The organism is Chitinophaga tropicalis, assembly GCF_009758205.1.
In the GTDB taxonomy this organism is placed as follows: Bacteria; Bacteroidota; Bacteroidia; order Chitinophagales; family Chitinophagaceae; genus Chitinophaga; species Chitinophaga tropicalis.
Genome location: NZ_WRXN01000002.1, coordinates 424,674 through 439,585 on the forward strand (window position 1 = coordinate 424,674; position 14,912 = coordinate 439,585).

General features: G+C 45.9%; 7 protein-coding genes. 5 read left to right on the plus strand and 2 right to left on the minus strand.

Annotated features, from left to right (window positions below):
- Positions 1-330 precede the first annotated feature (330 nt).
- Together GO493_RS07445 and GO493_RS07450 are read right to left on the minus strand one after the other, a co-directional pair.
- The gene (locus GO493_RS07445) at positions 331-7,296 is read right to left on the minus strand and encodes a fibronectin type III domain-containing protein (protein ID WP_198315604.1); all 6,966 of its coding nucleotides are present in this window, start codon (positions 7,294-7,296) and stop codon (positions 331-333) included.
- A gap of 389 nt (positions 7,297-7,685) precedes the next feature.
- Positions 7,686-8,873, minus strand: coding sequence for a glycosyltransferase family 2 protein (locus GO493_RS07450; RefSeq protein WP_157305509.1), 1,188 nt, complete (start codon positions 8,871-8,873; stop codon positions 7,686-7,688).
- 433 nt (positions 8,874-9,306) lie between these two features.
- Here GO493_RS07450 and GO493_RS07455 point away from each other — a divergent pair, with 433 nt between their 5' ends.
- Genes GO493_RS07455 through asnB form a run of 5 tightly spaced genes read left to right on the plus strand, consistent with a single transcriptional unit; the run spans position 9,307 to position 14,912 of the window.
- Positions 9,307-9,696, plus strand: coding sequence for a response regulator (locus GO493_RS07455; protein ID WP_157305510.1), 390 nt, complete (start codon positions 9,307-9,309; stop codon positions 9,694-9,696).
- A 54-nt stretch (positions 9,697-9,750) separates the two neighbouring features.
- On the plus strand, positions 9,751-10,911 hold the full coding sequence (locus tag GO493_RS07460; protein WP_157305511.1) for a sugar transferase: 1,161 nt from the start codon (positions 9,751-9,753) through the stop codon (positions 10,909-10,911).
- A complete protein-coding gene (locus GO493_RS07465) occupies positions 10,911-12,119 on the plus strand; it encodes a glycosyltransferase (RefSeq protein ID WP_157305512.1) in 1,209 nt (402 codons plus the stop codon). The genes GO493_RS07460 and GO493_RS07465 overlap by 1 nt, the downstream gene beginning before the upstream one ends.
- Complete coding sequence (locus tag GO493_RS07470; RefSeq protein WP_157305513.1) at positions 12,103-13,026, plus strand: glycosyltransferase family 2 protein; 924 nt, start codon at positions 12,103-12,105, stop codon at positions 13,024-13,026. The genes GO493_RS07465 and GO493_RS07470 overlap by 17 nt, the downstream gene beginning before the upstream one ends.
- Positions 13,014-14,912, plus strand: coding sequence for an asparagine synthase (glutamine-hydrolyzing) (asnB, locus tag GO493_RS07475; RefSeq protein WP_157305514.1), 1,899 nt, complete (start codon positions 13,014-13,016; stop codon positions 14,910-14,912). The genes GO493_RS07470 and asnB overlap by 13 nt, the downstream gene beginning before the upstream one ends.

Here is a 14,912-nt window from a genome sequence, read left to right on the forward strand (position 1 = left end):
GCTTAATAGTATATGCCGTTCAAAATCCAAATGTAAGTGTATATTTTTATAACTGTTGCCTTTTTTTAGCAAAAGGTAGTTTTTAACCTGTAAATGTCACAAATCATCCCGTAAACAACAACGTTAGTGGATAAGCGTATAAATTACGCCTGTACGGAGTTCAGGATCATTGTAAAATAAATTATATCCGTATTAATTATAATTGTTTCTTTTTAATGAAGAGTGAAGACATGGCCAAAGAAAAACAGGCTGTATCAAAAATATGATACAGCCTGTTTTCTGAAGAGAAGAATTCCGGAGAAATGCGGCGATGAAGGAAACTGGTAAAGCTTAACGCTTTACCAGTTTGATGATCCTGGACTCACCGTTTTTACCACTGAGGCGCATGATATAAATGCCCGGAGCACTGATCCTTGAGCCTGGGTTAATACGGAGGGTAGTTGCCCCTGCCGGTACGGTGCCCTTGTAATCTGAGTATAACAGTCTGCCACTCACGTCAAATATCTCAACCCGCACAACTGTTTCGGTTTTCAATTGTATGTCAACATTGATCTGGTCCTGGAACGGATTCGGATATGCTTTAGCATCTCCGAAGTCAGGAACAACTGTATTCAGCACATCTTTTACAGGTTCAGCCACTACAGCTATAAGGTCCTGCCTTGCAGCTACACTATCTTCTTCCACGGGACCACTATCATCCTGTGCCGCAGCATTAACATGCCCCTGTATGGTCATAGCTGCTATCAGGCCGTAAATAGATGTTGTAGAAGCCGGATCTATCGCTACCACGATGTTACCGTATTGGTCAGGAGAGATATCACGGATAGTCACAACACCGCTCTTGTTCATAGCAGCATTCAGATAAGCCACTTTTGTGTTGTTGACGGTATACTTACCTGTCACATCCTGCCATTCAACAGAGCTACCAAAGAATGTAAGATCATATTTCAGCGTCTGGTTCAGACCTGTTATATTGAAGGAAGCATGCTTACCAGGGAACAGGCCATAGTTCTCTACCATCACATTGTCAGGGAATACACCACTGTTATTGCCGGTATTCATACCTGCAGAGTACATGCCATCGAAGTTCTCTATAATATTAATACCTACGCCGGTAATATTGTTCTGGCCATCTTTCATATTGCTGGCCACTACGCCTGTTACAGGACGCATACCTGTGTTATTCCATGGACCAGGAGCTGCCAGCAGCTCACTGAAGTTTACCTGTATCTTAAAGCCGGGAGTAGTAGCGAAACTGTTATTACTGTAATCAGAATATGTTCCGGACTTCACTGCACGTACCCTGTAATAATACTTCTGGCTGGGGTTCAGCGTAGTATCATTATAAGAAGTGCTGTTGGCTGCCAGCGTTGCTACCTGGGAGTAACTTCCACCTGGTAATGCACGCCATACCTGGTATCCCGTTTCATTGTTAGACCTGTCTGCCCATCTCAGCGCTATCGTTTTATGGTTGATAGCTGTAGCTGCAAGGTTCAGCGGATTCACAACCGCCAGGGTAGCATCATAAGATTCCACTACCATTGCGTTCAGATAAGCATAATAGCCGTTGCTGGTCTTGCTGGCCAGGATGTTTATTTCTCCATTCCCGTCCGGAGCAATACCGTTGATCTGTTTTGTAAGACTGGTATTATAGTCCGGATCTATCACCACACTGTCTGTACCTATAGTGAACCTGATCTTAGCATTGACACCAAAGTTGGCGCTGCTGAAGAATACAACGTTATAACGCTTGCCGGAGTTAAGGCCGGACAGTTTGATCGTATGAGTGATATCTCTGCTGTCGTATACACTTGATTGCATTACAGCGTCGGGATAGATACCGGAATTATCGTAAGTGCTCATACCATTATTGGGGGCATCGTTCTCCCAGTTCTCATTAAATGTCATACTCATACCGGTGCTATTTCCTGATTCATCCAGGGCATTAGCCACCTTCACGCCACCGTATGGGAAACCACTGATATTATTCCATGGCGCAGAGCTGGGATTGCTGGAGGAGAAATCGAAGTATACAGAAGTAGTATTCTTGTCTGCAACAACCACACTAAAAGTATCTGATGCGCTGGCGCCCTGGTTGTCTGTAGCTGTCAGTATCACTTTATAGCTACCCAGGTTATCTGCCGTTGGGTTGAAGCTGAAAGAACCTGTACCACTACCATTATCAGTAAAGCTGCCAAAGGAAGGCAGATCTCTCGCCGTCAGGGTAACGCTGTTGCCCTGGTCGCCCACAGCCTGTACATTAAACTGTGCAGAGGCATTTGCTTTCAGCTTAACATCAGCAATAGTACTGATCTGCGGAGGTTTCACGGGTACCAGCACGCCTGCAATATTGCTGAATACAGAGTTGCCGGCTGAGTTGGTTGCAGCCACTTTATAATAGTAATGCGTGCTGCCATGTACAGTGCTGTCTGCATAAGATGTAGCAGTACTGCTGTTCAGACTGCCCAGCAGGCTGTAAGACCCCAGGCTGTCTGTTGCACGGTGTATCCTGTAACCGGTAGCGTTATAGGCTACATTGTTCCAGTTAAGGGATACAATACCATTCGCTTCTGTTGCTGCCAGATCTTTAGGAGCGGCTGGCAGGGTACCGTCGTCCAGGATAGCATTCACTTCAAATGCGCCCAGGTAACCAACCTGTGTACCATCTGCAACAGACATGTTAAAGGTGATCTCGCCGGAAGTATCTGCGGCAATATTGTCAAAATTCACCGTCTGGCTGGTGTTACCCTGTACATTCAGCGGTTTGCTTACACCGTTAATGCTAAAGACAGTAGTACCGTTATTAGCCTGTACTGACCAGTTACTGCCGGCAAAGAATTTAAAGGAGTATTTGCGGGTAGCTTCAAGACCGGTCAGCTTCACATCTATAGAATTTGCAGAAGTGAAGATACCAGGATAGGAACCGAAGAAATAGTATTCACTCATCACAACATCAGGATATACACCACTGTTGTTTCCTGTATTGGTACCTTCATTCCAGGTGAACCAGTTAGACGTCTGCAGCTGCAGGTTTATGTTTGTGGTTTCACCTTTATCATTCTTCAGCCCTGTGGTAGATACAGATGTAACGTTGTTCCATGGAGCAGGAGCGTCTGTCTGGTGTTTGAAGCGAACAAACAGTTTGTAGTTCGGATCTTTATCTGTCACTGTTACAGTGAAGCTCTTTTCATCTGTACCACCATTACCATCTACAGTCTGTACCTTCACAGTATACACACCTGCATCTGCATAACCGGGCTTGATATCCAGGGTGGCAGTACGGTTGCTACCGGTAAGAGTAATGAATGAGGGCAGAGACACACCAGACCAGGTGAGACTATCCGTAGTGTTCTGATCAGCAGCGGCAAGCGATATCTGCTGATCATCGCCCTCATTCAGGGAAGTGTTGGCAATAGTGGTTATGACGGGGCTATAATTGTCGTTGATGGTCAGGTTAAAGCTGACAGTATCTTTACCTCCGAAAGGATCGGCGGCTATCACAGACAGGCTGTTGTAAACACCCTGTTTGCTGACGTCCGGCGCTACATTCAGATATACACCATTAGTCGTAACCAGTGTTACAAAGTCAGGCAGGTCAAAGGCGGTGTAGGTCAGCGCATCTTCATCTGCATCTGTCGCCACTACCGGGATGGCAGTCACCACATCGTAACGGGCAGACCTGTTGCTGATGGCATCTATCACAGGACGCGTATTTCCGGTCACAGCTGTATCTGCAGCAGAGTATGCAGAGGCGCCGCCATCACCGGTTGCACGTACCTTATAAGCATACTGCTGGTTGGCAAAGAGAGCTGTATCCGAATAAGACAGGTTAGTACCGCCTGTGGGGATTGTTTTGATAGTAATAAATGTTGGACTGTTGCCAAATGCACGCTGTATTTCAAAACCGGTAGCATTTGTATCATTGTTCGTCCATGTAAGGAGTATTGAAGACGCTGAAGTTCCTGTTGCTGCAACGTTGGCCGGTGCTGCAGGCGGAGCCGGCAGGCCAGGAGTCACAACACTGTAGAACGGTAATGTCTGATTATATTGCTGAGTGACCTCCGCCTGGCTCAATGCCTGGCCAATGATGGTCATATAATCCAGGTTACCCTTGAAATAGGTGCCGTTGGAATTGAAGGCAGTGTTACCATTAGTAAGACCCACCCTCGCATTATTTGTAGTTGTACTGACAGAGCTGAAGCTAGTGGTAGCCGAAGCAGCCAGGGCGCCATTAACATACAGACGGAGAGAGTTACCTCCGTATACAACAGCTACATGTGTCCATGCTGTGCTGGTAAACGCCGTAGACGCAGTAACACGGGAGTTCCCGCTGGCCACGCCGGCTTCCAGTTTATTGGCATTGATACGCAGCGCCAGACCATTGTCTGCACCTCCTATATCAAAGATGATGCGGTTGTTGTCAAGCGCACCGGCTTTCATCCAGAGAGATACGGTGCGTGCAGAGAAAGCATCATGCAGGAAGCCGCTGCCACTGCCACCTATGCTGACATAAGAACTGGTACCATTGAAAACAGCGGAATAGTCGCCCTCTGCTTTATCAGTACTACTAAAGCTGACATTACTTCCGCTGGTTGTATAATTATTCAGGCTGATATCTGTATAACCGTTGTTGAACGGCCATACTGCCAGGTAAGGATAGCCTGCTGTCAGATCAGATTCTCCATACTGCCCGACAGAACGTACTTTATAGTAATAACGGGTAGCAGCATCTACAGTATTATCCTGGAAGGATGTTACATTTGCATCTGTCTTCCCGGTTACCGTATATGTTCCATTGTAAGAAGGGCTACGGTATATTTCAAAACCCGTTTCATTATTACTGTTATCTGTCCAGGACAGATTTACCTGCCTGAAACTGGTCGCTGTTGCACCCAGGTTTAAAGGTACTGAAGGTGCATTACCGGGATAAGTAATAGTATCCCCAAAATACTGATCAGGTATCCTGGTCAGACTTGTAACACCCAGTTCATTACATTTCCAGCTCAGGGTCATTGCCTGTCCGCCGCTGCCCTGGAAATACGTTACAGCTATCGGGTATACGCCTTTCTGCAGAAGCACGGCAGAGCTGCTCACAGTGGTTGGGCTATGCCCTCCGTCATTATTTACAGTAGCGCTTGTCTGGTAACCGTAAGACTTGTTGAAATAGAATTTACTGCCATCGTCAGAGGTGGTAGCAAAAGTATAGGTACCTGTAACCGGAATGGTCAGGAAGCCTTCCCACAGGAAGCTGTAATTAGTCTCTCTTTGCCTGGCGGTAATATCAGGGAACAGGGACCTGCCCGTAGCTGTTGGTGTAAGCGAAGAGAAATTAGGCAGTGCTGACCATGTGCCCTGGTAATATTTATAGTTCAGTCCTTTGCTGACTGTGGCAGCTGTTACCTGGTTGCTGGGAACAGAAGTATTCCCTGCCGCATCCCTGGCTACTACATAAAAGTTATAAACCGTCCGGGCAGAAAGTCCATATGCCACGGCCTGTAATGTAGTCCCATCCACTACATAAGACTTAGCGTCATTTATATAAACGTCATACGCAGTGACGCCTACGTTATCTGAAGCCGCAGACCAGCTCAGTGTAACAGAGCTGGTGCTGGAAGTTACAACGTTCAGGTTGAGCGGGGCCGTAGGTTTCTGTGCATCCACCTGGGTAATGCCGCTGGCTTCATCAGAAACAGGAGCAGCGCCATTGTCATTCACCGGGCGGATAATATAATAGTACTTAGTATTAGCTGTTAAACCATTATCAGCAAATGTCAGCACATCTGCGCCTACTTTTCCTACCAGCTTATAACCGCTGCCGGAGGTAGTACTGCGGTAGATCTCAAAAAGGGTTTCATTATGCTGCGGATTTGCTTTATCTGTCCAGTTCAGCGTAAGCTGCGTCTGCGATACAGGCGTTACCAGCACTCCGTTGGCTTTATCAGGCGCACCTGCGCCGTTAGCGCTGATCACAGGGAAAGGATCAGAGAAGCTGCTGGAACAGCCATATTGCTCCGTAACACGTGCTATATACTGGCCTACACCTACACTGGCAGTAGCATCAGTATCGATTGCAGCAGCGTTACCAACTTTACGCCATTCGTAAGAGGCATACCCTGCAGGCAGTTTCAGCGTTACAGTAGTGCTGCCATCCGGAGCCGGCAATACGTTGGTGGCCAGGCTGTCCATCGTAATAGGCGGTGTTACTGTAGGTGTTTTAGTTTTAATAACAAGCGGAGTAGGGGAAAACTCTGACCACACACCACCTCTTTGTACCCTTACAGCGTAAGTTCCCAGCTCTGTCACACCAATGGTATTGGTGCTTGCCCCGGGGATGGTCACACCGTCTTTCTGCCATTCGTAAACAGCAAATCCGGGCGAGATACCGATAGTAATATTGAACGTTTCTTCAGGGCAGAATTCTGACCTGCCATTCAGCGGCCATGGCGTCAGGATATTGACCTTGTTCATATAGGGAACAAAGTTGGGTTCCTTCCATGCACTGTCCCATGTACCATGTCCCAGCGTTGTATAGAGCTTGTAGGTGATATTGGCGCCGGCTGTTTTAAAGGCGTCAACGACCTGGCTGGCAGTATAAGGAGCAGGAGAGTTATCCAGTCCTCCCTGGAAGTACCAGATAGGCTTGAACCTGAGACTATTTACAACAGCGGAGGAGCCATTGCCTGTACTGATACCACTCATAGGCATCATACCGCCGATGTATTGAGGATAACGGATCGTGAAATCCCAGGAGCCGTATCCGCCGGCAGAAAGACCGTTCACTATAACACGGTTAAGGTCTCCTTTCACCTGTACTGCCAGTGAATCCAGCAGTTCCTTTATAGCATCAAACTGGGTATTTCCCCAGGTACCATCTGTGGTTTGTGCATACAGCAGGTAACCATCAAATGCACCACTCTCAGTGAAAGCATTAAAATCATCACCACCATGCTGAAGCTGATACTCATTGTCATAAACGGCACCGCCTTCACCACGGCCGTGAAGGAATACATAGATGGGATACTTCTTACCATCTGCTACATTATCTGCATATGTTTTGGGAAACTTCAAACGAAAAGGAACTCCTTTATATATATATGCCTTGAAAGCGGTGGTAGTCCAGTTCATCCTCACAGTCCTGACCCACTTGCCGATGCGGCCGTATGCAGGCTGCGTTGGGGGAGATGATGACCTGTAGGTGGCAACGGTATCTGCAGGGTTCAACGCTCTTTGGGCAGTAGCATAACCAGCAAATAACAGAATAAAACTAATAATAAGGTGTACAGTTTTCCTCATCATAATGTATATATTATGTGTAATACGGGCAAGCCCGGTTTTAGGTCCGATAAAAATGAGCATAACAAGCCAGGGCAGGTTCTGCCGGCAGATCAGAGGAAGATGGTAAAATTAAGCGCAGTGGCCGGAAGAAGGCCCACTACAGGATTGGCTTTTATCGAAGGATAAGGTTAGCAATTATATTCACATGTTCAACTCTCCGGGGGCAATCACTATTAGGGTTTGCCCTTTGGCTTACTAATGTACAATGACATTGTACAAGACACTGGTTTCAAAAATAAGCGTATATTTTATACTTGTTGCACCTTTTTTGCCAAAGACAGCTTTTTACCGGTGAATGCTATAAATCTTTCCGTAAAGAACAGAATCTGTTTATAAGCGTAAAAAATACGTTAGCCCGTGGTTAACTGCCTGGCTGAACGCTCCCATACAGCAGACTGTTTCTTCTTTAGAAAACGCGCAAACCCTTTGTAAACGGCTATATTCATGAAAGTGAAATAGAAGGGTATATAGAGCAGGCGGCTCTTTTTCTGTTGTACTGCCTGTATGTATCCTGCCAATGCCATAATATAAAAGACTACCTGCATAATTAGTATATACCAATATACTGTTGCTCCATTAAACACACATAAAAGGATATTGGTAATTATTAAAAGCAGAAGGCAGAGTGGGGCGGCCGTCCATCTTAAGACACGGTGGGAAACATACTGCCAGGTAATACGGGGATACCGGAAAATATTTAACAGCCCCAACAGCCGGCTCATCGACTGGAAGCCACCTGCACTGATGCGTACTTTCCTTTTATATTCATCCTCCAGCGACGCTGACGGTGTTTCCATAGCATAGGCATCCGGTGCATAAGCTACTCTGTATCCTTTTTTATTGATACCGAAAGAGATCATGAAATCGTCCAGGATAGTATCTGCAGGTATATCTTCATATAGCTCCGTACGGATGGCAAACAGCTCTCCGGCGGCGCCCATAACGCTGTACAATTCTGCGTCCCACTTCTTGAGCAGGGACTCATACTTCCAGTACATGCCTTCCCCGGCGCCTTCTGCAGCGGCATCCCCGGGTACCAGGATCTTCTTTTCACCCGCCACGGCTCCCGTTGCCGGGTCGCGGAAATGTATGAGTAAACGATTTAGTACGTCCTTATTTAATAAGGTATTGGCGTCGCAGAAAACGACAAAGGGCGATTTAACGTATTTCATGGCGCGGTTCACCGCCATAGTTTTCCCCCGGCGCTCTGCTTCATATAATAATGTGATACGGGGATACTCCTTTATTATATTATTAGTATTGTCTGAAGAACCATCCGTGACAAAGATGATCTGCACTTTATCTGCCGGGTAATCCAGGGAGAGGGTATTGGCAATCTTCTCCCTTATAAAAGCTTCTTCATTATAGGCAGCCACCATTAATGTTACTTCCGGTGTAAAGGATATATTATCGGGAATGCCCGGTTTATAGAGTAGCCGTTTCAGGCGTACTACTAAAAAAAGTAAAATACCATAGCCTATGTAACTATAGAAGACAAGAAATAAACTGCACCAGAAAATCACTGAAACAATAGTCATACAATGCTGATTAAGGGGTAAATCCTGCGCCGGATAAGCGTTTCAAGACACAAGCAATATTCTCTGAATGCAAAAGTATAATAATTAAACAGTATTTTAAAACTGCGAAGATTATTCGTTCACGATACTTTCCCGCGCATTCACCCTGAAAAACCAGCCGTTTACCAAAAACATATTGGAAAATGATTAAAGTAATCTACTTTTGAGTCGTTGATGTATTTTGATATACGCCACGAAATTTAATCGCTTGTACTTTGCCAATTACTTTGTACTTTAGTACAAGTTTGTAGAAAACCATATTATCATTTCCTCATATCCCCTGAGAAACTGTTTTTAAATTCCAAACCTTATCCAATTTAAAACCAACGTTTAGAGTTTCCGTAAGTCCGCAAGGACCTAAGGAAGATTTTTTGAAAAAAAAATTTGGTTAGAGGTGAAAAAAACAGTTTTAATTATTGACGATAGTTTACCCATCAGATACTTACTTGAAGTAATGTTAAACAGGACTTACAATGTTGTGTCCGCATGTGACGGACTTGCAGCAATGGCCTGGTTGAAAGGAGGTAATATGCCGGACCTCGTGATCACTGATCTGCAGATGCCTAACATTAACGGATGGGAACTTATAGACTTCATGACAACCAGTAATCTATATCAGCATATACCTTTAATGGTACTTTCCGGCGTACATGATAGCGCAGCGCAATTTCCCAACACACAGAAGAATATTAAGACAATAATGAAAAAGCCTTTTGATCCGGTAAAACTACTGGATACAATAGACCTTGTATTAAAAGCTCAGCATGTGACAGCGCTTTCTTAGTATTTAAGGCTATATATTATCAATCAGTATGTAACCATTAATTCCTTTGTTAGCATGAATACATTTACACCTAAACTGAACGTATTAACCAATGCGGCCCCAACACAGTTTGAAGAAGTTGAACAGGCAGTACTATCAAAACTGTCTGTATCGGACAATAACATATTGTTATTTGTAGGAGAGCACAAACAGGACGCAGCGCTTACTTCTGCGGGTTACAAGTGTTTTTCAGCACCGGACTTCAACACTGCTGTGGGCACTATTGCCCAGCTGGAAACGGTATTGCACCGCAGACCCGGCGTGATCATTCAACGCCTGCACGCAGGCAATGAACAGGAACTCCAGGCATGGCAACAATACCTGAGACAGTCTCCTTCCCTGGCAACTCCCTTCTTTCTTTATTCCGACAATATCTCTGCCGGAGTACGGGAAACTGCAAAAAAATATCCCTTTATCGATGAAGTGATCTCCGCAGGTTGTCTGTCCTCTTTATCATCCAAAGTAAATTTCATCCGTAAATATAAAGAGCTGAGCGCAACCCCTGCGCCGCCGGCGCCTTCCCGCCAAACGGGTGAAAAGGCATCTCCGAAAAGGACCGTGAACATGGTACTGAAGCGCGCCTTTGATATTACAGTATCCGGCACCGCACTGGTATTCCTGACCCCAGTGTTCCTGGTGATAGCTGCTATCATCAAACTGGAATCAAGAGGGCCTGCTTTCTATGCCGCAAGACGTGCAGGAAAGAACTACAAGGTATTTAAGTTCTATAAGTTCCGGACAATGGTGGCCGATGCCGACAAACAATTGCAAAAGCTGCAACACCTGAACCAATACAATGCAGAAAGTGGCGCAGTATTTTATAAAGTATCAAACGATCCCCGCGTAACCCGCTTCGGCTCTTTCCTCCGCAATACCAGTCTTGATGAGCTTCCACAATTATTTAATGTACTGATCGGCGATATGTCTCTTGTAGGCAACAGGCCCCTGCCTTTATATGAGGCGGTGACACTTACAACAGACGACTGGGCACAGCGTTTTCTCGCCCCGGCCGGCATTACCGGTCTGTGGCAGATCAGCAAACGCGGGAAGAAAGACATGTCTGTGCAGGAAAGGATCGAACTGGATATCAACTATTCCAATAAATGCTCCTTTACCTATGATATGTGGATCATGGTCAATACCCCCAAGGCATTGATACAAAAAGACAACGTATAATGGTACTTGTTATAGAACTGATCATATTCGGATACCTGGGTGCATGCGTATTGTACAACCTGCTGTTTTCTGTGGCTGGTAAACTCTTCCCGAAAAAAAGAAGGGAACCGGTAAAAGATGCAACAGCACGTATCGCCATACTTATACCTGCCTATAAGGAAGATGATATTATACTTTCTGCCGTAGAGAGCTACCGCTCCCTCCGGTATCCCGAAGGCATGTATGAGGTAGTGGTCATTGCAGATTCACTCCGGGAAAGTACCCTTACATCCCTGAGCGCAGGACATGCAAGAGTGATCTCTGTATCGTTTCAGAAAAGTACCAAGGCCAAATCGCTGAATGCCGCATTCTCCCAGCTGGAAGACGGCGCCTATGATATGGCCGTTATTGCAGATGCCGATAATATTCCTGCGCCCGATTTCCTGCTGAAAGTAAATGAAGCCTATCAACAGGGATACCACGCAGTACAGGCACAACGTGTGGCCAAGAACCTGGACACACCATTTGCGATCCTGGACGCCGCCAATGAAATGATAGCCAATCATATTAACAGGAAAGGCGCCAATGCTTTAGGTCTGTCCGCATCCCTCATCGGCTCCGGTATCGCATTCGATTATACATTAATCAAACAGGCGCTGAAAGAAACTGAAGCCATCGGCGGCTTTGATAAAGTATTACAACAGCTGCTTGTTGGTAAAGGCTACAGGATATTATACCTGGAAGAAGCAATCATCTTTGATGAAAAAGTAGAGAACGCCGCTGCCTTCGGGAACCAACGCAGAAGATGGCTTTCCAGCCAGTTCGTATACCTGCGCCAGTACTGGGGCACAGGCTTCAGGGCCTTACTGAAAGGCAGGATAGATTACTTCTATATGGCGGTAGGGCAGAATATGCTGCTGCCCCGTATGCTACTGCTGGCAGGAGTATTGTTCATGACGTTCATTTACCTGCTGGCAGGAAAATGGCTGAACATACCCTTCTACGCCTGGCTGCTGATGACAGGGGCATACACCATCAGCCTGCTGCTGCCGCTGCCTGGTAAATTCTACTCACGTTACATGCCAACAGTATTGCTGCACCTTCCCCGGGTGATAGGTATTATGCTGTCCCTCATGTTTAAACTGAAAGGAGCCAACAAAACATTCATCCATACAAAGCATTCCAAAACAAATATCGACAACCCCCTTATACATGTTGCAGGAAAATAACATAGCGCCACTTGTTTCAATTGTAACGGTGAATTATAACACTACCAGCGTTACATGTGAGCTGTTGAATTCCATCAGCACAAACAGCTATCCACATGTAGAGGTGATTGTTGTAGATAACGCTTCTGTACAGGACCCAACCCCATTACTACAGGAGGCGTATCCTGCTGTAAAAGTGATCAGAAGTGAGCAGAACAGGGGGTTTGCGGGAGGGAACAACCTCGGGTTACAGGAGGCTAAAGGCGAGTATATCTTTCTTGTAAATAACGATACAGAATTTACCGATGGACTGATAGAAGGATTGCTGGATATTTTCCGCACACATCCTGATGCCGGCATGGCAAGTCCCAAGTTTCACTACTATTTCCATCCGGGCATAATAGAATATGCAGGTTACCAGTCTGTAGATGTATTCACCGGCCGCAACTTCATGATAGGCTGCAAAGAGCAGGACCAGGGGCAGTATGACCGTGAAACACCTACCAACTATGCACATGGCGGAGGAATGATGATACCTGCTGCAGTACTACAGGACGTAGGACCTATGCCTGAAGTATATTTCCTCTACTATGAGGAATTTGACTGGTGCGAACAATTAAAACGCAAGGGCTACAAGATATATTACCAGTATAAATCGCTGATCTATCATAAAGAATCAATGACCACGGGAAAGAACAGTCCGCTGAAAACATATTACCTGACACGTAACAGGATATTATTCATGCGCCGTAACGTGGCATTACCAAACCGAATCATTTTTTTACTGTACCTGGTGTTGTTCACGATTCCCAAAAATACACTCCGGTTTATAGCCAGGAAAGAGCGTGAACATCTGAAAGCCTTCTGGAAAGGCATTTTCTGGAATGTGAAACACCGCCAACTAAAATTACTACCATGTGTGGCATAGCAGGCTTTATAGATTTCTCAAAAAAAGCAGGGCTCCCCGTACTCAAGGATATGACAGATGCATTACAGCATCGTGGTCCTGATGACGGCGGATATGAGGTATACGTTCACCCACAGGCGCATGTGGGACTTGGCCAGCGCCGCCTGTCTATTCTTGACCTCTCCAGCGGAGGCCATCAGCCTATGCACTTCAAGCAATACACGATGGTATTTAACGGAGAGATCTACAACTTCAAAGAAATACGCCGTGAACTGGAACAGCATGGATATACTTTCCTTTCTTCGAGCGACACAGAAGTGCTCATAAAAGGGTACGACTGCTGGAAAGAGAAAGTAGTAGACCATTGCATAGGCATGTTTGCATTTGTAATTTATGACAAACAGGAGGAGAAGATCATTCTTTGCCGTGACAGGGCAGGAGTGAAGCCCCTTTATTACTACTGGCATAACAATGTATTCCTTTTTGCATCTGAGCTGAAAAGCTTCAGCCAGTTTCCCGGGTTTGAAAAAGTAATAGATGTAAGCAGCGTATCACTATTCCTGCAATACAGCTATATACCCGCTCCCTATACAGTTTTCAGGAACACCTTCAAACTGAAACCAGGACATTTCCTGCATCTGTCCCTCAATACAGAAACAGTTACCACCACAGAATACTGGAGTGTGCTGGAGGTTTATCGCCAGCCCCTCACAGATATGTATGAAGGAGACATAATCCGTCATACCAAAGAACTGATGGAAAGCGCCTATAAATACAGGATGGTATCTGACGTACCTGTAGGTGTATTTCTCAGCGGTGGTTATGACAGTTCCAGTGTGGCTGCCATCCTGCAGGCCAATTCGGCCAACAGGCTGAAAACCTTTACCATCGGGTATAAGGAGCAGGAGTTCGACGAATCTAAGGAAGCCAGGAAAATAGCGCAGTATCTGGGTACAGATCATACAGAGTGGATAGTAGGACCTACCGACGCCCTGGACATACTGAACCAGCTTCCTGAAATATATGATGAGCCATTTGCAGATAATTCTACCGTTCCAACTACACTGGTCAGCAAACTGGCCAGCAAACAGGTAAAGGTGGTGCTTTCTGCCGATGGTGGTGATGAGCTGTTTGCCGGGTATAACAAATTTGCACAGTCCCTCCGTTACACCTCCTATCCCAAACCGGTGCAGGGACTGGTTAGCCGTATGATGGACTGGATAGATCCTTCCCTCATTCCATACTTCAACAAACAGTACAATTTCTCCAGCCGCTATGAAAAAATGAAGCTGATCTGGGCTTCAGGCAAATCACAGCAGGCATTGAAATACATCAGCCAGTATATTACTGAATCAGAGGCTGCCAGCTTCCTGAGCGGCCATGGTCCGACATACAAGACCAATTTCGACATGAACGGTGAATTGAATAATATCAATGATCCGTTGAACAGGCTGTTGTCTGTCGATTATAAAACCTTCCTGGTAGATAACAACCTGGTGAAGGTAGACAGGGCTACCATGTCTGTCAGCATAGAAGGCCGTGAGCCAATGCTGGACCACAGGCTGGTAGAGTTCCTTGCGCGGGTGCCTTCCCATATCAAGCGGAAAGACGGCATCAATAAATACATCCTGAAGGAAATAGTCCATCAGTACATTCCCAAGCCGCTGATGGACCGGCCTAAGCGTCCTTTCATCGCTCCGCTGATGCATTGGTTCAGGGACGGTATGAAAGAACAGATGGCGTATTATTTATCGCCAGCCAAACTGGAAGAAACGGGTCTTTTTGACCCTACACATATAGAGACGCTGAAACAACAGTATTTCAGGGGAGAGAGGGTTAGTCATCAGAAACTCTGGAACATCCTTGTCTTCCAGCTGTGGTACAGTCGTTGGATAGGAAAATTATGA